The organism is Corynebacterium sp., from assembly GCF_030538285.1.
GTDB lineage: Bacteria > Actinomycetota > Actinomycetes > Mycobacteriales > Mycobacteriaceae > Corynebacterium.
In genome coordinates, this window is record NZ_JAUNUG010000036.1 from 1 (window position 1) to 23,167 (window position 23,167).

Annotated in this window: 24 protein-coding genes and 1 tRNA gene; 9 read left to right on the plus strand and 16 right to left on the minus strand. The window is 64.9% G+C overall.

What is annotated here, in order from left to right; genetic code table 11:
- Positions 1–176: 176 nt before the first annotated feature.
- Entirely contained in the window at positions 177–497 is a 321-nt protein-coding gene (locus tag Q4G50_RS11110; RefSeq protein WP_303377724.1) for a metal-sensitive transcriptional regulator, read from the plus strand.
- A 7-nt stretch (positions 498–504) separates the two neighbouring features.
- On the opposite strand, the gene Q4G50_RS11115 is transcribed toward Q4G50_RS11110, so the two are convergent.
- The 5 genes from Q4G50_RS11115 to Q4G50_RS11135 form a co-directional block, all read right to left on the minus strand.
- Positions 505–1,065 carry an excalibur calcium-binding domain-containing protein gene (locus Q4G50_RS11115; RefSeq protein WP_303377725.1) on the minus strand — a complete coding sequence of 187 codons (561 nt, stop codon included), beginning with the start codon at positions 1,063–1,065 and terminating at the stop codon, positions 505–507.
- Between the two features lie 70 nt (positions 1,066–1,135).
- Positions 1,136–2,434 carry a DUF2254 domain-containing protein gene (locus Q4G50_RS11120; RefSeq protein WP_303377726.1) on the minus strand — a complete coding sequence of 433 codons (1,299 nt, stop codon included), beginning with the start codon at positions 2,432–2,434 and terminating at the stop codon, positions 1,136–1,138.
- Positions 2,435–2,438: 4 nt separating this feature from the next.
- A complete protein-coding gene (locus tag Q4G50_RS11125; RefSeq protein WP_303377727.1) occupies positions 2,439–2,744 on the minus strand; it encodes a hypothetical protein in 306 nt (101 codons plus the stop codon).
- A 72-nt stretch (positions 2,745–2,816) separates the two neighbouring features.
- Positions 2,817–2,889: transfer RNA gene (locus Q4G50_RS11130), tRNA-Lys, on the minus strand.
- 254 nt (positions 2,890–3,143) lie between these two features.
- A complete protein-coding gene (locus Q4G50_RS11135) occupies positions 3,144–4,652 on the minus strand; it encodes an acetyl-CoA hydrolase/transferase family protein (protein WP_303377728.1) in 1,509 nt (502 codons plus the stop codon).
- A gap of 273 nt (positions 4,653–4,925) precedes the next feature.
- On the opposite strand from Q4G50_RS11135, the gene dusB reads away from it, so the two are divergent.
- Together dusB and phoU are read left to right on the plus strand one after the other, a co-directional pair.
- A complete protein-coding gene (gene dusB / locus Q4G50_RS11140; RefSeq protein ID WP_303377729.1) occupies positions 4,926–6,071 on the plus strand; it encodes a tRNA dihydrouridine synthase DusB in 1,146 nt (381 codons plus the stop codon).
- Between the two features lie 93 nt (positions 6,072–6,164).
- Positions 6,165–6,914, plus strand: a complete 750-nt coding sequence (gene phoU, locus Q4G50_RS11145) for a phosphate signaling complex protein PhoU (RefSeq protein WP_303377730.1) — start codon at positions 6,165–6,167, stop codon at positions 6,912–6,914.
- Positions 6,915–7,008: 94 nt separating this feature from the next.
- On the opposite strand, the gene pstB is transcribed toward phoU, so the two are convergent.
- From pstB to mshD, 5 genes are all read right to left on the minus strand, one after another.
- On the minus strand, positions 7,009–7,782 hold the full coding sequence (gene pstB / locus Q4G50_RS11150) for a phosphate ABC transporter ATP-binding protein PstB (protein ID WP_303377731.1): 774 nt from the start codon (positions 7,780–7,782) through the stop codon (positions 7,009–7,011).
- Between the two features lie 39 nt (positions 7,783–7,821).
- Complete coding sequence (gene pstA, locus Q4G50_RS11155; RefSeq protein ID WP_303377732.1) at positions 7,822–8,748, minus strand: phosphate ABC transporter permease PstA; 927 nt, start codon at positions 8,746–8,748, stop codon at positions 7,822–7,824.
- Between the two features lie 13 nt (positions 8,749–8,761).
- The gene (pstC, locus tag Q4G50_RS11160) at positions 8,762–9,826 is read right to left on the minus strand and encodes a phosphate ABC transporter permease subunit PstC (protein ID WP_303377733.1); all 1,065 of its coding nucleotides are present in this window, start codon (positions 9,824–9,826) and stop codon (positions 8,762–8,764) included.
- Positions 9,827–10,023: 197 nt separating this feature from the next.
- Complete coding sequence (gene pstS / locus Q4G50_RS11165) at positions 10,024–11,139, minus strand: phosphate ABC transporter substrate-binding protein PstS (protein ID WP_303377734.1); 1,116 nt, start codon at positions 11,137–11,139, stop codon at positions 10,024–10,026.
- 268 nt (positions 11,140–11,407) lie between these two features.
- Positions 11,408–12,289: a mycothiol synthase gene (gene mshD, locus Q4G50_RS11170; RefSeq protein WP_303377735.1), complete on the minus strand. Its 882-nt coding sequence runs from the start codon at positions 12,287–12,289 to the stop codon at positions 11,408–11,410.
- A 33-nt stretch (positions 12,290–12,322) separates the two neighbouring features.
- Between mshD and Q4G50_RS11175 the strand changes: the two genes are divergently transcribed.
- Positions 12,323–13,084 (plus strand): DUF2993 domain-containing protein, encoded by a 762-nt coding sequence (locus Q4G50_RS11175; protein WP_303377736.1) that lies wholly within the window; start codon positions 12,323–12,325, stop codon positions 13,082–13,084.
- Positions 13,085–13,132: 48 nt separating this feature from the next.
- On the opposite strand, the gene Q4G50_RS11180 is transcribed toward Q4G50_RS11175, so the two are convergent.
- Complete coding sequence (locus Q4G50_RS11180; protein ID WP_303377737.1) at positions 13,133–14,170, minus strand: diacylglycerol kinase family protein; 1,038 nt, start codon at positions 14,168–14,170, stop codon at positions 13,133–13,135.
- Positions 14,171–14,335: 165 nt separating this feature from the next.
- Here Q4G50_RS11180 and Q4G50_RS11185 point away from each other — a divergent pair, with 165 nt between their 5' ends.
- Positions 14,336–15,031, plus strand: coding sequence for an FABP family protein (locus tag Q4G50_RS11185; RefSeq protein ID WP_303377738.1), 696 nt, complete (start codon positions 14,336–14,338; stop codon positions 15,029–15,031).
- A 183-nt stretch (positions 15,032–15,214) separates the two neighbouring features.
- Positions 15,215–15,685 carry a DUF2306 domain-containing protein gene (locus Q4G50_RS11190; RefSeq protein WP_303377739.1) on the plus strand — a complete coding sequence of 157 codons (471 nt, stop codon included), beginning with the start codon at positions 15,215–15,217 and terminating at the stop codon, positions 15,683–15,685.
- Here the strand turns inward: Q4G50_RS11190 and Q4G50_RS11195 are convergent.
- The gene (locus Q4G50_RS11195) at positions 15,660–16,583 is read right to left on the minus strand and encodes an aminodeoxychorismate lyase (RefSeq protein WP_303377740.1); all 924 of its coding nucleotides are present in this window, start codon (positions 16,581–16,583) and stop codon (positions 15,660–15,662) included. The genes Q4G50_RS11190 and Q4G50_RS11195 overlap by 26 nt on opposite strands.
- 42 nt (positions 16,584–16,625) lie before the next feature.
- Here Q4G50_RS11195 and Q4G50_RS11200 point away from each other — a divergent pair, with 42 nt between their 5' ends.
- Together Q4G50_RS11200 and Q4G50_RS11205 are read left to right on the plus strand one after the other, a co-directional pair.
- Positions 16,626–17,699 carry a folate-binding protein YgfZ gene (locus Q4G50_RS11200; protein WP_303377741.1) on the plus strand — a complete coding sequence of 358 codons (1,074 nt, stop codon included), beginning with the start codon at positions 16,626–16,628 and terminating at the stop codon, positions 17,697–17,699.
- Positions 17,700–17,900: 201 nt separating this feature from the next.
- On the plus strand, positions 17,901–18,131 hold the full coding sequence (locus Q4G50_RS11205) for a DUF3073 domain-containing protein (protein WP_303377742.1): 231 nt from the start codon (positions 17,901–17,903) through the stop codon (positions 18,129–18,131).
- 63 nt (positions 18,132–18,194) lie between these two features.
- On the opposite strand, the gene purM is transcribed toward Q4G50_RS11205, so the two are convergent.
- Genes purM through Q4G50_RS11220 form a run of 3 tightly spaced genes read right to left on the minus strand, consistent with a single transcriptional unit; the run spans position 18,195 to position 21,192 of the window.
- Positions 18,195–19,259 carry a phosphoribosylformylglycinamidine cyclo-ligase gene (gene purM, locus Q4G50_RS11210; protein WP_303377753.1) on the minus strand — a complete coding sequence of 355 codons (1,065 nt, stop codon included), beginning with the start codon at positions 19,257–19,259 and terminating at the stop codon, positions 18,195–18,197.
- A 34-nt stretch (positions 19,260–19,293) separates the two neighbouring features.
- Positions 19,294–20,808 (minus strand): amidophosphoribosyltransferase, encoded by a 1,515-nt coding sequence (gene purF, locus Q4G50_RS11215; protein WP_303377743.1) that lies wholly within the window; start codon positions 20,806–20,808, stop codon positions 19,294–19,296.
- A gap of 33 nt (positions 20,809–20,841) precedes the next feature.
- Positions 20,842–21,192 carry a sterol carrier family protein gene (locus tag Q4G50_RS11220; protein ID WP_303377744.1) on the minus strand — a complete coding sequence of 117 codons (351 nt, stop codon included), beginning with the start codon at positions 21,190–21,192 and terminating at the stop codon, positions 20,842–20,844.
- A gap of 62 nt (positions 21,193–21,254) precedes the next feature.
- Here Q4G50_RS11220 and Q4G50_RS11225 point away from each other — a divergent pair, with 62 nt between their 5' ends.
- On the plus strand, positions 21,255–22,247 hold the full coding sequence (locus tag Q4G50_RS11225) for an acyl-CoA thioesterase (protein WP_303377745.1): 993 nt from the start codon (positions 21,255–21,257) through the stop codon (positions 22,245–22,247).
- A gap of 149 nt (positions 22,248–22,396) precedes the next feature.
- On the opposite strand, the gene Q4G50_RS11230 is transcribed toward Q4G50_RS11225, so the two are convergent.
- Complete coding sequence (locus Q4G50_RS11230) at positions 22,397–23,071, minus strand: LysE family translocator (protein WP_303377746.1); 675 nt, start codon at positions 23,069–23,071, stop codon at positions 22,397–22,399.
- Positions 23,072–23,167: the final 96 nt, after the last annotated feature.

Sequence of the window (23,167 nt, forward strand, 5' to 3'; positions counted from 1 at the left end):
TGTCGCCGCCGTGAAAGGGCGGTGTCCTAGGCCACTAGACGATGGGGGCCAGTCAATCTCGCCAGATGGACTCTGGGACCTGCGACTGATTAAGAATGGTACTTCATACCCACCCCAGATCAAAACCGCAGTACCAGGCATGTTTTTCACACCCCCGGTGGGCTATTGTCAAAGGCATGAACGACCATGACACCTGCTCGTGTCACGAACCGAACGTCCACGGCTACAACGAGAACAAAGCGAAGTACCTGGCACGCCTCAAACGGATTGAAGGGCAGACCCGCGGCATCCACCGGATGATCGACGAGGACCAGTACTGCATCGATATCCTCACCCAGGTCTCCGCGGTGACCTCAGCCCTGGAAAACGTCGCCCTCGCGCTCCTCCAGGACCACATCTCCCACTGCGTCGCCGGCGCCGCCAAGGAAGATGGCGCGGCGGCAGAGGAGAAGATCGAGGAGGCAATGCGAGCGATTCAGAAAATGGTGAAGTCTTAGAGGCTAACTAGCGAGGATCGCGCTCACAGCCAACACCATCGCCATCCCGGTCGAGCTTCGACTGGAAACCTGCCTCGTGGCTGCGGATCGGTCGCCCGAGACGATTCCACACGTCAGTGCAGTTGCGGTACATGGGCGCATTCTGGACGGGGGCCGGGGCAGGGGCCACTGCCCGCACCGGAGCGGGAGCCGGAGCAAGTGCCGGAGCGGGGGCTGGGGCTGGGGCCGGTGGGAAGATCAGGTCCATGGGGTTGGGGATCCAACCCTGGGAGATCGCGAAGTTGACGCCGGCCACCGCAACGCCGATGACCGCGGCGAGGCCGATGACCCCGAACAGTGCATCTTCCGCTGAGGAACCCGCAGCTTCAGCTGGCTGTCCGGTCTGGTTTCCAGGTGTCTGGGCGTCCTCAGGGTTCGAGGAACCCGGGGAATCCTGCGGCTCATTCTGGGGAGCTGGGTTGCTCGCACCGGCCTCGGCTGCGAACGGGGTGGTGTCGGCATTTGCAGGGGTGACCGCACCAAAGACGAGAGAGGCAGCGAGAGCTGCGCTGAGAATTTTCTTGTTCACACCAAGAAAGCTACTCAATGTCTAGCGATCTACCAGTTCTTTGCCACGCAGGGTACCCCCGCCGGTACCACTAGGCACTTTCAGCCTCATCCTCCGCCAGCTTCTCCTGCCAGCGGCGCAGAGCCGGTCGGTAGCGTTCCGCGCTAGCCACGAGCAGGTCATCGACCATGGTGCGCATGACTTCGGGAACCTGGGCCTGACCACCGGAGTAGTTGAGGATCTCAGCGATGGAATCGTCGACGAAGCCGACGATCTCTTGGGGGCGGTGCACCACGCGGACCTCACCGTTGTCGTCGGCGATGTACGGGCTGGGTTCCACACAGGTGACCAGGTAGCGCAGCACGCGGTGGAGCTCCTGGATGGCCTGGACTGTGGTGGTCGGGTCGTTGGTTCCTGAAGACAGGGAACGGTCCGCGATATCGACAAGCTGGCGGACACCAAAACCGACGTCCTGCGTCATGGTGCGCTCGAGGCGGACGCCGACGGCGTCGTTCAGCCGGGCGCAATCCTCATCACTGACCTCTCCCTCACCCCAGACGCGCATGATGCACTGGCCCTCGACGAGGAACTCGCCGACACTCCGGTCGATGGTGACCACGGCGTCATTTTCCGTGGCCCAGCTCAGCAGCTTCTGATAATCGAACCAGACGATGTTGCCGGTCTGCCCGGTACACACCTCGTGACGGGGATCGCCGGGGCGCGGGGACCAGGTCGGACCCTGGGCTGGGCCGTCCAGATCATCCTGGACAGGGTACATCTCTTTCGCGAGCTCAAGGGTCTCGGTGCCGATTGCAGAGACAACGTTCGCAACCTTCATCGACGACAAAATGTGGCGGATGAACGCCAGGAAAAAGCCCAGGCACATCAGCACCATGGCGAAGGCGAGGGTGATGGAGATGCGGGGGACGTAGCCATCGTCGCCATCACGCGGGTTCCACACATAGCGGGTGACGGTGAGGGAAAAGACGAAGGTGGCCAGGAAGCTTGCCAACGTGCCCTGCACGATGCGGCTGCGTAGGAACCCGTCAAGCATCCGCGGGCTGAAGGAACTGTTGACCAGCTGCAGCACAACCAGCGTGTTGGAGAAGACCAGACCGGTCACAGAGATCGTCGCGGCGGCAATGACACCGAGAACCTCACGGGCGGCATCGGGACCACCGGAAAACGCGAAAAACAGCGGGTCAGATGGATCCCGGGCCTCCAAGGTTGGCAGAACCACGCCAACGACAAGAGCCGACACCACCGCCACAGCGGGCACCATCCAGAAAGGGCCCCAGAAGCGTTGCCAGCGGGTTTCATAAGGAACATCCGGTACCGCTCCACGCACCCTACGGTGCTGGGCCTGCGTGTTGCCTGCTGTCTCACTCACGGGCTCATTGTCCCACTAATCGAGCCACCAGCGAACGATTGGCGGCCACCAGACGGTAGATCACCGACCACAGTCGATCTAGCGGGCGCAACAGAAGAACCCGCCCCGCCAACTGCGCCCACCACGCTCCCCCGCCGTCACGCAGGGCGGCACCGATCGCGCGGTGCCCCAGTTCATCCTCACCCGCACACCGGTAGATGGCGTGATGGCGCAACGGGAGGGAGGCGACGCCGATAAGCGGCGCGTAGCGCTGGAGTCGCTGCGCAGCACGGCGACAAAATCCACAATCGACGTCGTAGAAGAAGATCATGCTGCCAGGCTACCGGCGAGGAAAACAAATAGGGCCGGGGAGGCGACATCACCTCCCCGGCCCTTCCACCGGTGGGCCCCGTGGGGCTCGAACCCACGACCTGCGGATTAAAAGTCCGTAGCTCTACCAACTGAGCTAGAGGCCCGTGCGACTGATATTAGCGCCCCTCATGCGCTACCTCGAAACCGGCCCTCTTCACCAGCCGCGGCGGCGTCCGAGGAGGCACCAGCGCGTTGTCACAACGGTTCTTAAAGATTTTCCGGCTTTCGCGTTTCCCCAGCTCGCCACAGCACCCACAGAATCTTCAAGAACCGTTGTGACAAGTCCCCCTCCCCGAAACGGCGACACCCCCGCCGACCGCAGGAAGTGCGGGCGACGGGGGGCGCCGATAGCAGGAGTCTAGTTCTGCTTCATGGAGCCGGTCTCCAAGAAACGCTGGTGGAAGGACAGCGCGGTCGCCAGATCGTGCGGGGTCTGCTGGAACTTGCCGGCGTTGGCACGCTCGACGTACTCCTCGAGCAGCGGACGGTAGTCCGGGTGCGCGACAGCGATCATCTTGGCGGTACGGTCACGCGGGGCCAGGCCACGCAGGTCGGCGACACCGTGCTCGGTGATGATGACCATGGCGTCGTGCTCTGTGTGGTCGATGTGCGAGGCGAAGGGGACGATTGCGGAGATGTCGCCGCCCTTGGCATCCGACGGAGAGATGAAGGTGGAGATACGGGCGTTACGGGTGAAGTCACCCGAGCCGCCGATGCCGTTCATGATGCGGGAGCCGGCCACGTGGGTGGAGTTGATGTTGCCGTAGATGTCGGCCTCGATCATGCCGTTGGAGGAGATCAGGCCCACGCGGCGGATGACCTCCGGGTGGTTGGAGACCTGCAGCGGGCGCAGGATGATGTGCTCGCGGTAGCGCTTGGCCTCCGCGTTCATCTTCTCGGCGTACTCCGGGGACAGGGAGAAGGAGGTGGCGGATGCAACGGTCATCTTGCCGGCGTCGATGAGGTCGACCATGCCGTCCTGGATGACCTCGGTGTAGGCCTCAATCTTCTCGAACTTCGAATCCAGCAAGCCAGCCATCACGGCGTTCGGGACGTTACCCACACCGGACTGCATGATGTAGTTGTCGTATGCCAGGCGACCGGCCTTGACCTCGCCCTCGAGGAAGTCCAGGAAGTAACCGGCGATCTTCTTGGAGATGTCATCGATCGGCTTGAACGGCGCGTTGCGGTCCGGGGCGTTGGTTTCCACGACGGCGACGACCTTCTCCACGTCGATATCGATGTAGGTCTTGCCGATGCGGTCACCGGAGTTGATGATCGGGATCGGGGTACGGTTCGGCAGGTGCTGGATGCGGTAGACATCGGCCATGCCCTCGAGGTCCAGGGACTGCCACTCGTTGACCTCGATGATGATCTTCTGGGCGGCGTCAAGGTAGTCGACGTTGTTACCGACACCGGAGGACGGGATCAGGTAGCCCTCCTCGGTGATGCGGGTGACCTCGACGACGGCGACGTCGATGTTCTTGCCGAAGAAGCCGTGCTCGACCTGCTGGCCGGAGTGGGACAGGTGGATGTCCTGGTACTTCATCTCGCCGGCGTTGATGGCGTTACGCATGATCGGATCCGACTGGTACGGCATGCGGTAACGGATCGCACCTGCCTCAGCCATGACACCGTCACAGTCCGGGGCGGTGGAGGCACCGGTGAGGATGTCCACCTTGTACTCACCACCCTGGGACTGGGCCTCCTTCGCACGGTTGGCGATGGCGGTCGGGATGGCCTTCGGGTAGGCAGCGCCGGTGAAGCCGGACATGCCCACGATGTCACCGTTATCGATGAACTGGGCAGCCTCGTCGGCGGACATGACCTTGCCGCGGAGCAGGTCGTTGGCGATGCGATCGGACATGTAAGTTCCTCCTGATTACCGGGCCTGCGTAGGGGTGGGTGGCCCGCAATGTCTGTAAGAGTTGTCGGACGGTGGCCCGGCCCCCGGACACACAACAATGTCACGAAGGTAACGCAGGTCACCATTTAGTTACGTTGACCACATTAGCGGAAATGGCGTGACGCCGCCGCAAAGCACGCAACTGTGTTAATTCTACGGCAGCCAGAGGTGCTACCGCCGGAAATGGCCGCTGGTTGTTTGTTCCCGACCACCCCCGCGGGGGAGAATATCCGTGTGACACTTCGCATCGGTTCCCTGTCCCTTGACTCCCCCGTCGTGCTGGCCCCCATGGCCGGGGTGACCAACGTGGCGTTCCGTACCTTGTGCCGCGAGCAGGAGATCGCAAAGACGGGAACGGTGTCCGGGTTGTATGTCTGCGAGATGATCACGGCCCGCGCGCTCGTCGAGCGCAACGAGAAGACTCTCCACATGACCACCTTCGCCCCGGATGAGAACCCGCGGAGCATGCAGCTGTACACCACGGACCCGGAGTACACCTATAAGGCAGCGAAGATGATCGTCGACGAGAACATGGCCGATCACATCGACATGAACTTCGGCTGCCCGGTCCCGAAGGTGACCCGCAAGGGCGGCGGCTCGGCGATCCCGTATAAGCGACGTCTGTTCGGCAATATCGTCGCCGCCGCGGTGCGAGCCACCGAGGGCACCGACATTCCGGTGACCGTGAAGTTCCGCATCGGTATTGACGATGAGCACCACACTCATCTCGATGCCGGCCGCATCGCAGTCGAGGAAGGGGCCGCCGCAGTGGCGCTGCACGCGCGTACCGCCGCGCAGCGTTACTCCGGCGAGGCGGATTGGTCGCAGATCACCGCCCTGGTGGAGCACCTGCGCGGCTCCGGCATCCCTGTGCTGGGCAACGGTGATATTTTCGCCGCCCACGATGCCCGCCGCATGATCGATGAGACGGGTTGCGACGGCGTGGTCGTCGGCCGTGGCTGCCTCGGTCGCCCATGGTTGTTCGCCGAATTGTCCGCGGAACTGCGCGGAGAGCCGCTGCCACCTGCCCCCACCCTGGGGGAGGTTACCGGCATCATCATCCGCCACGCGGAGCTGCTCACGGAGCACGACGGTGAGCAGCACGCCTGCCGCGATCTGCGTAAGCACATGGGCTGGTACCTGCGCGGTTTCCCCGTCGGCGGTGAGGTGCGCTCGAACCTGGCTCGCGTGTCCACGCTGGCGGAACTGCGGGAACTGCTGGCCCCGTGGGCAGATTCCGCAGAAGTCGCCGCGGATTCCGATGGCGCCCGCGGCCGCCAGGGCTCCCCTTCCAAAGTCGCGCTTCCCGACGGCTGGCTCGACGATCCGGAAGACGCCACCGTCCCAGATGGCGCGGAGATCATGCATTCCGGCGGCTAATCCGCCGCGAACCCCGCTAATGGATTTTCATTTCATGTCATTTAGGGGCTCCTGAACGCGCGGAACTGTTTCGCGCACCTTAAGATGGTCCATATGCGTATCGCCTATCGGGAACACTTGGACAACTTCGCGCATGACCTCATCGTCATGTGCGACACGGTGCGCTCCATCATGACCCACGCGTCCGACGCCCTCATCCGCGCTTCCCTGGAATCCGCGGAAGACGCGATCTCCCACGCCGAACCGCTCGAGGAGATCCGCCAGCGTTGTGAGGACCGCGCCGTGCAGCTGTTGGCTTTGGAGGGCCCCGTGGCTCGCGACCTGCGCCAAATCGTCTCCTCGATCTACATCGTCGAGGACTTCTCCCGTATGGCGGCCCTCGCGATGCACATTGCGAAGGCGGCGCGGCGTCGCCATCCGGAGCACGCTCTTCCGGAAGCCCTGCAGGGTTATTTCAAGGAGATGGCCCGCCTGACCGAGGAGATGGGCGAAAAGACCCGCGATATCCTCGTCGACCCCAACGCCGATGTGGCACTCGTGCTCAACGAGGACGACGACGCTGTCGACGATCTCAACGAGTACATGCTCACCATGCTCACCATGCGCGAGTGGGAGCACACCACCCGCCAGGCCGTCGATGTCGCTCTGCTCTCCCGCTACTTCGAGCGCTACGCCGACCACTGCGTCAATGTCGCCGCCCGCATTGTCTACCTCACGTCAGGTTTGAGCCCTGATGAGTACTCCGAGAAGCGGGAACGCGACCGCGCTGACGCCGACATGGCCGCCCGTTTCGCCGAGCTGGAGCGCCAGTTCTCCCAGGGCCGCTACCCGCGCACCGACTAGGCAGATCAAAACCCGCAGGCCCCGTACACGCGATGTGTACGGGGCCTGCGGGCTGACTGGGTTGCTCGGACCAGGAGCAGGGTCGCGGTCGGGTTTATCCGAAGCGGCCGGCGATGTAGTCCTCGGTCTCCTTCTGGTCCGGGTTCTCGAAGATCTTCTTCGTGTCACCGAACTCGACGAGGCGGCCCGGCTTGCCGGTGGCCTCGAGGGAGTAGAAGGCGGTCTTATCGGACACACGGGCAGCCTGCTGCATGTTGTGAGTCACGATGACGATGGTGAACTCTTCCTTCAGCTCGTGGATGAGGTCCTCCACGGCCAGGGTCGAGATCGGGTCGAGGGCGGAGCAGGGCTCATCCATGAGGAGAACCTCGGGCTCGACGGCGATGGCGCGGGCGATGCACAGACGCTGCTGCTGGCCACCGGAGAGGCCGCCGCCCGGCTTGTCAAGGCGGTCCTTGACCTCTTCCCACAGGTTGGCGCCGCGCAGGGACTTCTCCGCGACCTCCTTGAGCTTCTTCTTGTTCTTCTCTCCGGAGAGCTTCAGGCCGGCGACGACGTTGTCCTCGATGGACATGGTCGGGAAGGGGTTGGCCTTCTGGAAGACCATGCCGATGGTGTTGCGGACGGACACCGGGTCCACCTTGGAACCGTAGATGTCCTCGCCGTCGAGGAGAATCTCACCCTTGACGTAGGCGCCGGGGATGACCTCGTGCATACGGTTGAGGGTACGAAGGACGGTGGACTTGCCACAGCCGGAGGGGCCGATGAAGGCGGTGACGGCCTGGGCGGGGATCTGCATGTTGACGTTCTGCACAGCGTGGAAATCGCCGTAGTAGATGTTGACGTCGTTGAGTACGAGCTTGGACATCAGTAACTCCTTGTTTCTTGCTTATCGACGGGGCCGAAGCTACTGCTTGACCGAGAACTTAGCGGAGATGACGCGTGCGCCGATGTTAAGCAGCGCGATGATGAGGACCAGGGTGAAGGCGGCGCCCCACAGCTTGTCCAACACCGCCGGCGAGGTACCGGCCTTGTACATGTCGAGCATCATCAGCGGCAGCGAGGACTGCGGGCCGGTCATGGCGTCGAGGTTCATCGCCTGGGTGGAACCCACGAGGATGAGGACCGGGGCGGACTCGCCCATAACTCGCGCGATGGCCAGCATGATGCCGGTGACGATGCCGGACAGTGCCGTCGGGAGGACGATCTTGGCGATGGTCTTCCACTTGGGCACGCCTAGCGCATACGATGCTTCACGCAGATCCATGGGAACGACGCGGAGCATTTCCTCGGTATTACGGACGACAACCGGGACCATGAGCAGGACCAGGGACAGGGCGACAGCCATACCGGAACGCTGGAAACCGAAGAGGGTGATCCAGGTGGTGAAGATGAACAGCGCGGCAACGATCGAGGGGACACCGGTGAGGATGTCCACCATGAAGGTCGTCATACGGCCGAGACGGTTGCCGTTGGCGTACTCCACGAGGTAGATCGCGGTGAAGATACCGATCGGGATGGACAGCACCGAGGCGATCGCGGTCTGCATGAGCGTACCGACGATAGCGTGGGCCGCACCACCACCGGGGGTGTGGTAGAGAACGCCCTGCTGGGAGGCGGTCCACCAGTCTGCGTTGAGCACGGGGCCAAGGCCACGGGCGATAACAGTCCACAGGACCCACACCAGCGGGACCATGGCCAGTGCCATGGTGGCGTACACCAGGACGGTGGCCACAGTGTTGGTGGTCTTACGAGACTGGGAGATGTGGGTGAAGGCGGTGCCGCCATCCAGCTTCTGTGAGGTCGGCGTAACGGTGTTGACGTTGTTGGTCATTGTTTCCCTCCGTCTACTTCTTGGCCACGAGGGCGCGGGCGATGGAGTTCACGACGAAGGTGAGGAGGAACAGCACCAGACCGGCGGCAATGTAGGCGCCTGCCTGGATGTCGTTGTTGAACTCAGGGGCGGCGTTCGCAATCGCGGTAGCGAAGGTGGTACCACCATCGAACAACGAGAAGCGGAACGCCGAGGACGGGGAGACGACCATGTACAGCGCCATGGTCTCGCCGAGGGCACGACCCAGGCCCAGCATGGAGCCCGAGATGTAACCGGAAAGGCCGAACGGCAGGACGGTCATACGGACGACCTCCCAGCGGGTGGCACCGAGGGCCAGGGCGGCCTCGATCTGGCCGCGCGGGGTCTGCACGAAAACCTCGCGGGCGGTGGCTGCGATGACCGGGAGGATCATCACGGCCAGGACGATGCCACCGGTGAGGATGTTACGACCAGTCGCAAATGACGGGGAGTTGGAGTAGGTGGCGAACAGGAAGAAGCCACCGCCCCAACTGTGGATCCAGGTGTAAAGGTCGGACAGTGCCGGGCCGAGAACCTGCCAGCCCCACAGACCGTAGACGATCGACGGCACGGCTGCGAGCATGTCGACGAGGTAGCCGAGCGGCTTAACGGCACGCTTCGGTGCGTAGTTCGACAGGAAGATCGCGATACCGAGTGCGATCGGCATGGCGATAAGAAGTGCCACGACCGAGATGAGCACGGTAACGGCGAAGAGGTTCGGGATGCCGAAGAGCATAGCCTCGGTATTGGAGGTGTTCCACGGGCCGGTGTAGGTGAAAAAGCCCATCCAGCCTTCGGCGTTGCGGTTCAGCGAGGGAATCGCGCGCCAGATGAGGAACAGGCCAATCGCGCCGATGAGCACCGTGATGAGGGTGGCGGAGGCAGTGGAGAGGAACTCGAAGATGCGGTCACCGGGGCGCTTGACGCTGCCGGCGGCCTTAATGTCCGAGTGATCCGGGGCATCAGGCTGCTGCGTGTTGCCAATGGTGGCCACGGAGTTGGTGATCGGCTGGTCGGCCGCTGTCACCTGCTCATCCGTGGTCGGACGGTTGCTTGCCATAAGGCGTTGATCCTTCGAAAGAAAGGGATATGACTGTGGGAGCGCCCCGCCCCGGGGGTGTTTCTCTGGGACGTGACAGCGCCCCCGATAGCGAGACGCTCAACGGGGGCTGCTTTCATGATTGACCGCAGCCACATTGGGGCGGTCCGGTCGCCCGACCCGGTGACCGAGATCACGCGGGTGGGCCCACGGGCTTACTACTGGATGGCGTCGACAGCCTCGGCCAGGCGCTCAGCGTGAGCACCGGTGACCGGGATGTAGCCCAGCTCGAGGAGCTGGTCGTCCTGCGCGTCGAGAGCGACGGTGAGGAAGTCCTTGACCATGGCGGAGGTCTCCTCGTCGTAGCCTGCGGAGCAGACGATCTCGTAGACGGTCAGGATGAGCGGGTAGGCACCCTCATCGTTGGAGGCGAAGAGAGCCTCAGCGTCGACGACCATGTTGTGGCCCTCGCCGGCGAACTCGAGGTTCTCCAGTGCAACGCCGACGGACTCGGTGTTGAGCTCGACCGGGCCGGAGCCGAAGTCGATCTTGGCGATGCCCAGGCCCTGCTGCTCAGCGAAGCCGGCCTCGACGTAGGTGATGCCGCCATCGATGGCGGTGACCTGGGAGGCAACACCGTTGGAGCCGTTGGCACCCTCGCCCACTGCGGACGGGAACTGCTGGCCCTCGGTGTCCCAGATCTCGGTGGCGTTGCCCAGGAACTTCTGGAAGTTGTCGGAGGTGCCGGACTCGTCAGAGCGGTAGACGACGGAGATGTCGGTGTCCGGGAGCTCAACGCCCTCGTTGTCATCGGCGATAGCCGGGTCGTTCCAGGAGGTGACCTCGCCCTTGAAGATCTTGGCGACGGTCTCGACGTCCAGGGTCAGCTCGTCGACGCCCTCAAGGTTGTAGGCGATGGCGACCGGGCCGATAACAAACGGCAGGTGCCATGCCTCGTTGCCACCGCAACGCTCTGCGGCCGGCTCGACCTGATCGTCAGACAGCGGGGAGTCGGAGCCGGCGAACATGACCTGGCCGCCGATGAAGTTGGTGCGACCTGCACCGGAGCCGGTGGCGTTGTATGCCAGGTTGGCGCCGGAGACGGCCTCGGAGTACTTCTGACCGAAGTAGTTCATGGCGTTCTGCTGGGAGGAAGCACCCTCGGCGACGAGCTGACCGGAGGTACCGGACAGGCCCTCGGTGGTAGCGCCGTCGGCAGCGGTGGTGGTGTCAGCGTCAGTGCCGTTATCGGAGTCGCCACAGGCAACGAGAGCAGCGGAGCTGACGGCGACGACGCCCAGGATGGCGGCGGTGCGCTTGAAGTTACGGATCACGGGAGAACCTTTCCGGTACAGATCAGTCAATATGGTGGTCCGAGCAACGAAGGGAACCAGTCAGGACTCCCAAAAACCAGCCTGCTCTCAGTGCTTACACACCAGAGCAGGCAGGTTTGTTGCTCACGTCCACTAAAGCTATGGGGCACTGGTTAACCGGAGTGGGCAAGTTCAGTAAACGCGAAGTTAACAATTGGAGATCATTTGAAAAACTTCCTGCTCCCTGAAGTTTCTCTGTAGTCCCCATCACCCTGAAGTGGGCTAGAAGTCACACTTCAGCCGCTTGAAGGCTCCACACCACATGTTCCTCAGCCACTGTGAAGCCGAGGTCCTCATAGACCTTTACTGCAGGCTCATTATCCGCCTCCACATAGAGAATGACCCTCCGGGCCCCCTTGCCCACCATGTGCTCCAATCCCAGACGTAGAAGGGGCCCGCCCAAGCCGCGACCCCGAAACGCCGACGCCAGACCCACGACGTAGACCTCCCCGTACTCCGGGGATTCCTCCGTGTGCCACTTCGTCCAGTGGAAACCCGCAAGCTGCTCTCCCGCCCAGAGGAACAGCACGTCCTCCTCCGCGAACCATTCCGCTTCCTGAGCCCGCGACAACCTCGCGCGATCCCAGCCGCCCTGCTCGGGGTGCCAGGAGAAGGCCTCGTTGTTCGCCGTCAACCATGCCTGCTCTACCTTCTCCCGCCCGAAACGCTCCACCGACCCCGGTAGATCCAGCGCCTGAACATCCTCACGCGCCGGGAAAAGCGCCGCCTCCCGCAGCGCCTGCCCTTCAATCGACATCACCAGCAGCCGACGCGTCATGCTCCGCCCCTGCGCACGTGCCAACGCCTGCGCGGCCGGCAGATTGCCGTGCGCCCACACGTCCTCCGCCCCGAGTGCCTCGAGGAGAGCGGTGCCGATGCCGCGACGTCGATAAGCAGGATCCACCACCATCTCCCACGCAGAACCATCCCTCGCCGCCAGGCCCACTACCTGCCCGTCAATATGAGCCGCCAGATGGCGGTGCCCTAGACGGGCATCCTCCAGGCCGAGCACGAACTGCTCGGAGAGAGCATCAATACCATCCGTGTCGGCAGCAGCAGCAAGCAGCGCCCGGGCATCGTCCGCGGGCAGGTTGATCGGCTCAATCTTCATGGGACCCAGCCTAACGCTGGTACATATATAGAGGTGTACGTTCCCCGTCTGCCGCTGCTCATCGTCACCACCCTCGCTGTATTATTCGGCACCGGGTGGCTCATCGACAGCCTCGCCGCCTCCCGCGTGGAACGCTTTATTTCCCGGGAAGTGGAAGAATCCGCGCGCCTGGACGTCAGCCCCCGCGTCAACGTCGGCGGCGCACCCTATCTCGGGGCACTTGTCACCGGGGAGATCCCGCATATCGGCGTCCACGCCCTCGACGTCGAGGTCGCCGAACTGGGCATGGTCAACGCCCAGACCCAGCTCGAGGAAGTCGAGGTCACCCGCGGTCAGGTCTTCTCCGGAGACATTCAGGGCGCCCCGGCGCGCTCCTTCAGCCGCACCATCCGGCTTGACGGCGTGGCACTCGGCCACCTCATCGACATGACCGATCTCGATATTTCCCATCCCTACGACATCTCCCCCGCGGGTGGGTCCGCCGCCGAGGCTCTGCTCACCGGTACCCCCTACAACCAGCGTGAACCCTATACAGTCCTCGTTGACCTTCGCCTGGTGGGTGATGAGTTCCGCATGACCCCCCGCGAGCTGGTCAATGCCCCCGGTGATCTCAGTTCTGTCGAATCCCGCGCGATCATGGAGGAGTTCGGGCTCACTCTCGACACCACGCAGCTTCCGCTGGCCGGGCGCGCCACCACCGTCAACATGTCCGGCGGGTCGATCTACTTCGAGTCCCGGCGCCTTAATGTCACCGTCAACCTTGCGGAGCTCTCCCCCGTCGACGTCTCGGGGTAGTTGCGTTCTCGCGTCCTCCTTTGTTGCCCGGCAACGCACGCAGTCGCATCAGTGCACACGGATGACGTCACGGACCACCTGCCGCCAAGTCCGCGACGTCACGGGATACGCCTGCCGCGGGGCGAAGACCTCCAGCACATCCCGGCGGCTGGCCAACTCCGCCCGGTCAAACTCCCCCTCGTACTCCCCATCTGTCTGAAATCGCTGCGGAGCCGGGCAGGTCAGCAGAACGTGGGCGGCGTCGTCGAGCTGCACGGTGCGGGCACGGATCCATCCCTCTAGGACCGTACGGTGCCCGAAACCGATGAGATGCAGCATGCTCGCCGCACCTCGGGGTCCCCGCAGACTCCTTAAACCGAACAGCCCCAGGCCGCGGTCGAAAGAATTGCGCGGGTTGGTCACCACCGGCAGCGGGCCGAGAAAGGTCCACGGGTTGGTGTTGGAGGCGATGAACAGCGGCGCATCCTGCAGGCGCAGCTCGCGCCCATCGACGGCCGTGGCGTGCACGGTGATCCGGGGAGGGTTCTTCTGCGCCCGGGTCCACACAAGCAGGCAGATGGACAGGTAGCGCAAAGGTGTGGCTGCAAACCCCAGGGTGCGGGCTTCATCGACGCGGGCGACGACGTCGGCGTCCATACCGAAGCCGGCGTTGACCGCGAACCACCGCTTGTTCCACGTGCCCAGACAGATGCGGCGCCGCAGGTCCCGGCGGATGAGGTTGCTCAACATGTCCGTTGCCGCCACCGGATCCGGCGGGAACCCGAGCGCCCGGGCGAAGACATTCGCCGACCCGGTCGGGATGACCGCCAGGGCCGGCAGCTCCTCCGGTGTGGGAGGATCTTCCGTTGCGGGGCCGAGCAACCCGTTGACTACCTCGTTGAGGGTCCCGTCCCCGCCGACGACCACCACCAGGTCCCAGTCCTGGCGTGTCAGGCCCCGGCAGATCTCCTCCGCATGCCCCGGGTAGTGGGTGAAACGCCCGGTCAGACTCAACCCCTCGACCGCGCGCAGGAGTGGGATGATCCGGCGGAAGAGGCCGTCGCTCTGCGTCGTGGAGTTGGGGTTGGCTATCAACAGGACACGCACGATCAACCAGCCTAGCCGGGTGCCGCGTACGCACGTACCCCTTGGTGTTCTGGGCGGCAACAAAAGTCCAGTTCGTATCAGGGTGCTTTGACACAAAGGGGTACGTCCGCACGCAGCCGCGCCCCCGGCACCACGTGTGCAGCGCAATACTTTAGGCTGGTTCCCATGACTGAGCAGCCGAAGAACACTCCGTCCGACACTCCCGGCGACGCCGCCGCGGCCGCCGACTCCCAGCCCCAGCAGCCCCTGAGCGGCAACGACGCCGTCAATCTGGCAGCGGAGCAGTCGAAGAGCACCGCGCATCGCAACATCCCACCGCTGGATCTGGGCGAGATCCCCCTGCCGGATGACACCGCAAACCTGCGCCAGGGCCCCAACATCCATGATGGTCTGCTGGCTCTGCTGCCACTGGTGGGCGTGTGGCGCGGTGAGGGTCAGGCGGACATGCCGGGTGAGGGGCAATTCACGTTCGGCCAGCAGCTGATCTTCGCCCATGACGGCGAGAATTACCTCACCTACGAGTCCCGCATCTGGAAGATCGACACCGAGGGCAACCCGGCGGGCCCGGACCACCGCGAGTCCGGTTTCTGGCGTATCTCCCTGCAGGACGAGATCGAGGTGGTGTGCACCCATTCCACCGGTGTGGCCGAGATCTTCTACGGCGAGCCGGTCAACGAGCGGGCCTGGCAGATCGAGTCGGCCTCCACCATGGTGACCTCCTCCTGTGGGCTGAAGCTGGGCCCAGGTAAGCGCCTGTATGGCCTCATGCCGAATAATGATCTTGGCTGGGTGGATGAGCGTCTCATCGACGGTGAGATGGTGCCGCGTATGTCGGCGCAGCTCAAGCGCATCGCCGGCTAATCTTCGGGAGAGTATCGGCGGATGCTGTGGGAGGTGTGACCCAATTGCAGCACCATCACGAGCAGTCGTGAATTCCGGTATGTGCCGACTGCTACGCGCATCGCCAGCAGGTCCCGTCCCGTCGCACCGCCGGGGGTCGGGTCGTGCGCGGCGCAGGCTCGGGTAGCGTCCTAACATAATGCCATGGAAGCCTTCGCCGCCCCCATCGTCCTCCATGCCTCCGCCGCCTTCCTCGTTCTCGTGCTCGGACCAGTCAATATCTTCCGCCCGTCCCGGGACGCGCTACACCGGTGGCTCGGGCGCACCTGGGTGGCACTCATGTACGTCAATTGTGGCGCCAGCTTTCTTTTCGGCCTGGAGGACGGGTTCGGGTTCCTCCACGGCCTGGCGATACTCACCGCGGCCATGGTCACTCTCGGGGTGTGGAACATCCGGCGGGGGCGGGTGACCTCGCATCGGGCGAACATGATCGGCAGCTACATCGGGACCCTCATCGCCTTCGCTTTCGCGGTGGCACTGCCCCAGCGGCTCATCGTTCGGACGGGTACCGAGGAGCCGTTCACGTTCTGGCTGTTCGTGGGACTGCTGCTCCTTGCGGCTGCGATGTGGGTCCTGCTGTTGCGGGTGCTTATTCGGCGCCTAGTGCTTCGTTAATCAGCTCCCGGATCTCGTCTTCGTTGTCGGGGGCGGGGAGCTTGGTGCCGTCGATGGCGGTGACACGGACGGCGACGCGGACGGAGGAGACGAGCCAGACGGACTCGGCGTCGAGAAGCCGGTCGAGGGTCATGTCTTTCGTTTTGCAGCGCCACCCTTCCTTTTCGGCGTGCTCGAAAAGCGCAGCCTGGGTGGTGCCGGGGAGGATGTCACCGCCGGGGGTGGGGGTGCGGAGTTTGCCGCCTTTGCGCACGGTGATGACCGTTGAGGTGGCGCCTTCGAGGATGCGGCCGGTGGCAGGGTCAAGGTAGATGACGTCGTCGAAACCCTGGCTGCGGGCGTAGCGCAGGGCGGCCATGTTGGCAGCGTAGTTGAGGGTTTTTGCGCCTACAGTGAGCCAGGGGGCGGGGCGGGGGTGACCGCCTTCGGTGGCTTCCTCGACGCCAGGTAGGGAGGTGTCGATGCTGAAGCCGCGCGGGCTGGTCATCACGGTGACGCCCTTCCGGCGCTGCTCAAGTACCGAATCCGGGACGGGGGTCAGTGTGAGCCAGGCGCTGGGGCGGCCGGTGGATTCGCGGCCGCGGGTGTAGGTCCAGACACACTTCGCGTCGTCCTCGCTGCGCCTCGACCACTCGGCGACGGCTTCGCGGGTGGCGGCGATCCAGTCTTCCTCGTTGGGCTCGGGTAGTTCCATGAGGCGCGCGGAGGCCTGGAAGCGTGCAAGGTGGCGTTGGAGGTTGGCGGGGTGTCCGTCACGGATGAGGAGGGTTTCGAAGACACCGTCGCCGCGGGTAACGGCCGCGTCATCCCAGTAGACGTGCGGGAGTGCCGAGTTGTGGCGACGAATTGACCCGCCGTAGGGCTCGACGATGTAGATGATGGGCGTGGTGGTGTCCATATCCTTGCATTATGCCCCGTCGGGCGGGCTACCATCGGCTGTGTGACCTCCACTACGTATCGTTCCCCCCTGTTTGATCGCCCTGGTGCCGCTCCTCTGGAGGGCGCTGAGGCGCTTATCGACGCCACCGGCGTGCCCTTCCACTACGGCGATCCACTGGGCGAGCAGCGCCGCGCCCATTCCGGCACGGTGGTGGTGGATCGTTCCCAGCGCCGGGTGGTGCGGGTCAGTGGGCCGGACGCGGCGGAGTTTCTGAATAATCTGCTGTCACAGAAGCTTCTCGACGTCCCCGTCGGTTACGCCGCGGCCGCCCTTGACCTGGATATTCAGGGACATATCCTCCACCACGCCGACGTGCTGCGGGTGGAGGACGGTTTCTTGCTGGATGTGCCGGCCGCCCAGTTCGACTCTTTCCTGTCGTTTCTGCAGAAGATGATCTTCTGGTCGCAGGTGGAGATCAGCGAGGCGGAGCTGGCGGTGCTCACGCTGCTGGGTACCACGGTGGCGGTACCGGAGGGGGCCTTGGTGCGTGAGGTGGATTGGCGGGGTATTGCTCGCCGGGATCTGCTGGTCCCCCGCGCGGAGCTGATGGACACGGTCGCCGCGCTGGAGGCGGCGGGGGCCACACTGGCCGGGCTCATGGCGTTCAGCGCCGAGCGGGTGCGCGCCCTGGAGCCGGAGCGTGGGGCGGATCTGGATGACAAATCCATCCCCCATGAGGTTCCCGCCTGGATCGGGCGTGGCGTACACCCGGGGGCGGTGCATCTGGAGAAGGGCTGCTACCGGGGACAGGAGACGGTGGCACGGGTGGAGAACCTGGGCCGCTCCCCACGGGTATTGGTGATGCTGCAGCTCGATGGCTCGGCACCCGAGGATCCGACGCCGGGCTCCGAGATCCACGCCGCCGCCGGCGGGCGGGCTGTCGGCCGCCTGGGCACCGTGGTGCATGACTGCGACTTCGGGCCGATAGCCCTGGCGTTGGTCAAGCGGAGCGCGCTGGGACAGGAGCTGCGGGTGGGGGATGTCGCCGTCATGGTGGACCCTGCCTCACTGCCGGAGGACACCGGCGAGCAGGCGGGGCGGGCGGCGGTGGATCGTTTGCGGGGGCGTCAATAAGCACCCCCGACCACCCCCGGATTCGTCACAGTGATCTTGTGTTTTTCCCTATTGGTGGCCCATTTCCCGTGCTCAGGGGCACGGTAAGGCATTTTCGGCCCATACGCGCTATTGTGTTCTTCAGGAATACACACAGACGTAAAGCCGATGGGGCATCCGAATTCCCTGGATTGCCCTCACATACCTCAAGGGGGTCAGGCCATGGGACGCGGTCGCGCAAAGGCAAAGCAGACCAAGGTTGCACGCCAGCTCAAGTACAACACGCCCGAAATGGATCTGGACTCACTCCAGCGCGAACTTGCTTCGCAGAGTCCTCGCCGTTCCTACGATGACGCTGGAGTCGATGACGATGACGATCAGTACGCGGAGTACGCGGACTGGTCCGACGACGACGAAGACGACCCGCAGGGGGCGTCCCACTCCGGCCGCTGATAACGGTCACGCTAAAGGCGCGGTCACCTTCTTTAAGGTGCCGCGCCTTCGGCGTTTTTCAAGCTAGTAGCCGGGATGCTCCCCCGCGAGGGTCGCCCGCTGGGTCTCGCCCACGCCGGCGGCGCGGACGGTGCCCAACTCCCAGGCGTCGATGTGGCGGGCGGTGAGCATGGCCAGGGCGCGGTCGCGGTCCTCCGGGGCCACGATGGCGACCATGCCGACCCCCATGTTGAAGGTCTTCTCCATCTCCTCGCGCGGGACCTTACCCAGGTCGGCGATGGTGCGGAAGATCTGGCCGGGGGTCCAGGTGGCGCGGCTCATCTCGGCGACCAGGCCCTCGGGGATGATGCGCTCCATGTTGCCGGCCAGGCCACCACCGGTGACGTGGCAGAAGGTGCGGACGTTACATTCGGCGGCCAAGGCCAGGCAGTCCTTGGCGTAGATGCGGGTCGGCTCGAGCATCTCCTCACCGAGGGTGCGACCGAGCTCCTCGACATAACCGTCGAGCGGCAGGCCGGCCTTCTCCAGGAGGACGTGGCGGGCCAGGGAGTAGCCGTTGGAGTGCAGGCCGGACGAGGCCATGCCGATGATGATGTCACCGGAGCGCACCAGGTGGGGGCCGAGCAACTCATCGGCCTCGACGACGCCGACGGCGGTGGCGGAGACATCGTAGTGGCCGGGCTCCATGACACCGGGGTGCTCGGCGGTCTCACCGCCCAGCAGCGCGCAGCCGGCCTGGACGCAACCCTCGGCGATGCCGGCGACGATCTGCGCGACATGCTCGGGCACGACCTTGCCGATGGCGATGTAGTCCTGCAGGAACAGCGGCTCCGCACCGCAGACCACGAGGTCGTCGACGCACATGGCGACCAGATCGATGCCGATGGTGTCGTGCTTGTCCATGGCCTGGGCGACGGCGAGCTTGGTGCCCACACCATCAGAACCGGCGGCCAGCAGCGGCTCCTTGTAGTTGCCGAGTGCGAAGAGGCCGGCGAAGCCCCCGAGTCCGCCGCGGACCTCCGGACGGGTGGCCCGCTTGGCCAGCGGGGCGAACAGTTCGACGGCGCGGTCACCGGCCTCAATGTCCACTCCGGCGGCGGCGTAGGAGGCACCCTGGTTGTCGGTCATGGTGTTCTTCACGTCTCTTTCTGTCAGGGAAGTTCTAGTTGGCCTGCATCTTGGCCACGAGCTCGGCGTTGGCGTTCCCCGAGGGCAGCCCCAGCGGGTAGCGGCCGTCGAAGCACGCCACGCACAGCTGCTCGCGGGACTGCTCGGTGGCCTCCACCATCTCGTCGATGGTGACGAAGCCGAGGGAGTCCGCGCCGATGGCGCTGCGGATCGACTCGGTCAGCGCGACGGTGCCGTTGGGGGCGTCCCCGGCGATGGCATTGGCGATGAGCTCACCCGGGCTGGCGAAGTCGATGCCGTAGAAGCACGGCCATTTCACCGGCGGGGAGGCGATGCGCACGTGAACCTCGGCGGCACCGGCTTCCCGCAGCATGCGGATCAACGCCCGCTGGGTGTTGCCGCGGACGATGGAATCGTCGACGACGATGAGCTTCTTGCCAGCGATGACCTGCCGGAGCGGGTTGAGTTTGAGGCGGATGCCCAGCTGGCGCAGCGTCTGGGAGGGCTGAATGAAGGTACGCCCGACGTAGGCGTTTTTCACCAGACCCTGGCCGAAGGGAATGCCCGATTCACGGGCGTAGCCGACGGCGGCCGGGGTACCGGAATCCGGCACCGGTATGACCAGGTCACCCTCGGCAGGGTGCTCGCGGGCCAGGCGGCGACCGATCTCGATGCGGGTCGCATTGACGGAGCGCTCGCGGATGACGGTGTCCGGGCGCGCCAGGTAGACGTACTCGAAGATGCAGCCTCGGTGGGTTGTCTCGGCGAAGCGGGCGCTGCGGACACCAGCGGCGTCGATGGCGACGATCTCACCGGGCTCGATCTCGCGGACAAACGCCGCGCCGACGATGTCGAGGGCACAGGTCTCGGAGGCGACGACCCAGCCGCGATCGAGGCGCCCGAGGACCAGCGGACGCACACCGTGCGGGTCACGGGCGGCAAAGAGGGTCTGACCGTCGGTGAAGGTGAGGCAGAATGCGCCCTTGACCCGGGGCAGGAGCTCCTGGGCGGAGTCGAAGACTGTACGGCCGTCGCGGACGGAGTCGGCGAGCAGGGCCGTGATGACCTCGGTGTCGGAACAGGAGACCTCCCCCTCGCCGGCGAATTCACCGAGGCCGCGTTCGACGGCCTCGCGGCGCAGTTCCACGGAGTTGACCAGGTTGCCGTTGTGCCCGAGGGCGACGTCGGTGCCGTCAGGGGCGGTGCGGAACATCGGTTGGACGTTCTCCCACTTCTTGCCACCGGCAGTGGAGTAGCGGGTGTGCCCGAGGGCGATGTCGCCGTGCAGGGAGCTGAGGATGGATTCGTCGAAGACCTGGGAGACCAGGCCCATGTCCTTGAACACGACGATGCGTTCTCCGTCGCCGACTGCGATACCGGCGGCCTCCTGGCCGCGGTGTTGCAGGGCGAAGAGCCCGAAGTAGGTGAGTTTGGCGACTTCCTCGCCAGGGGCCCACACGCCAAAGACGCCGCACTCCTCGCGCGGTTCGGTCTCGCCGCGGTCATCCAGCGGGGCGGGGGCGGAATCGGTCCAGGAACGGTCCTTCATTACCACGCCCACCACCTTAGTCTCTTTGGCCACTCACACACTAATGATCGGCAGGAAGGCACCCACCTCACCCACCCGGGGCCCGGAGGCGTCGAGGCGGCCGGTGCGGAGGGCGTCGTCGATAAGTATCTGTCCGGTGGCCAGCTGCAGCCAGGTCAGCGGGTCGGTCTCGAACACGTTGGGCGGGGTTCCGCGGGTGTGGGCGGGGCCGTCGATGCATTGGACAGCGACGAAGGGTGGGACACGGATTTCGACTGCGCGGCCGGGCGCGTTCGCGGCGAGGGCGCGCGCGGTGGTGCGGACGGCGTCGGCCAGCAGGGGACGGGCCGGCTTATCGACACCCACCGGGTCCTTCACCCAGTCCAGAACTTCTTGAGGCAACATGAGGCGAGTCTAGTAAGGTAAGCCGGATACCCCGATAGTTCGCCCAGAGAAGGATCGTTCGCATGCCGACCACGCAGAAATCCCCGAAGGTCACCCTCCGCTTCCTCGCCGCCCCCACCGACGTCCTCATGGCCGGCAACCAGGGCGTCAGCGGCGGGCGCGTGCTCGAATGGATCGACAAGGCCGCTTACGCCTGCGCCGTCCAATGGTCCGCCACCTACTGCGTCACCGCCTACGTCGGCCACATCCATTTCACCCGCCCCATCCCCTCCGGCCACATGGTCGAAGTCCGCTCCCGCATCGCCATGACCGGCCGCTCCTCCATGCACATCGTCAACGAGGTCTTCTCCGCCGATCCCCGCGAAGGCAAATTCACCCGCGCCTGCGACTGCCTGGTCATCTTCGTAGCCAAGGACACCGCCACCGGAAAAACCCAAGCCGTGCCCGAATTCATCCCCTCCAACGACGAAGAGCGCCGCGTCCTCGACGCCGCCCTCTCCCGCATCGACCTGCGCAAGGCCATCGAGGACGAAATGGAGGACCAGACCTACGACGGACCTTCCGAAGCCCCGCGCCTCATCCACCGCTTCCTCGCCAAACCCACCGACATCAACTGGGGCGGCAAGGTCCACGGCGGCACCGCCATGGAATGGATCGACGAAGCCGGCGCCGCCTGCACCATGGAATGGTCCGGCGAACACACCGTCGCCGTCTACGCCGGCGGCATCCGCTTCTACCGCCCCATCGCCATCGGCGACCTCATCGAAGTCGACGCCCGCATGATGCGCACCGACGCCCGCTCCATGCAGATGTCCGTCCACGTCCGCTCCGGCAACCCTCGCGGCGGCCGCGAGAACCTGCAGACCGCCATCCACGCCACCGTCACCTACCTGGCCATGGACACCGACGGCAACGCCCTGCCCGCCCGCCAGTTCACCCCGCGCACCACCGAGGACGTCCGTCTCGCCGAACACGCCCACAAGCTGCGTGAGCTGCGCGCCGAGTACGCGCCCATGCCGCTGGTGCCGCAATCGACGCCGATGCACGTGGACTAGGGACACGATCCCTGCCCGATGCCACGGCCTGTCCCTGAAGTGATGCAACCCCCACCTGGACGCCACACCAGCCACACCCGACCTGGGCTTTCACTACGCGCCGGCTTGGGGTGCATCACCTCAGGGACATTGCGACCCGTGGCTGCCCCTTAAAGGAAGTGCTGCACCGCCATCCCGGCGGCGACGCACATCATGGCCACACCTGCCACGCCGGTCAATATCCGCGAGGCCCGCTCTGAGCCCGCCAGCACCTTGCCGGCGAAGATGCCGAGGAGCGCATAGACCACCAGCGCGGAGGCGATGAAGACCAGGCCGAGGATGAACATCTGCGCCGCGATCGGCCAGCCCGCGCCGATAAACTGGGGCAACAGGGCGATGAACAGCATGAGGCCCTTCGGGTTGAGGCCACTGACGGCTGCGCCGGTAGCGATGGTCGAGCGGCGGGTCTCGACGCGGGCGTTGGGGCGGGTGAGGGTGATCACTCCCCCGCCTCCGCCGACAGGCGTCGGATCAGCAGTCTCGACTTCGACGGTGACGGGCCCGCGGAGTGCCGCGCGCAGCATCTGCCAGCCGATATAGACCAGGACCAGCACGCCCGCGATGGTGACGGCGGCCAGCAGTGCCGGGTGGCGGGCGACGAGTGCGCCGAGGCCGCCGGCGACGACGATCGTCAGCCCCAGGTAGCCCAGGCCGATGCCGAGGAGGGGCCAGGTGAGGGGGCGGCGTCGGAAAGCGTGGCCGAGCACGAATGCCCAGTCGGGCCCCGGGGTCACGATCAGCAGAAGGCTGACCGTGAAGAAGCCCATGATGTTTCCGATATCCATGCCGGATATCGTGCCCGCTGAGCGGCTTCCCCGATACTCCCGCCCTTTTCATTCATTCCGGTGGGCTTTCCGGCAGGCTGTGGCAGAATCATGCGT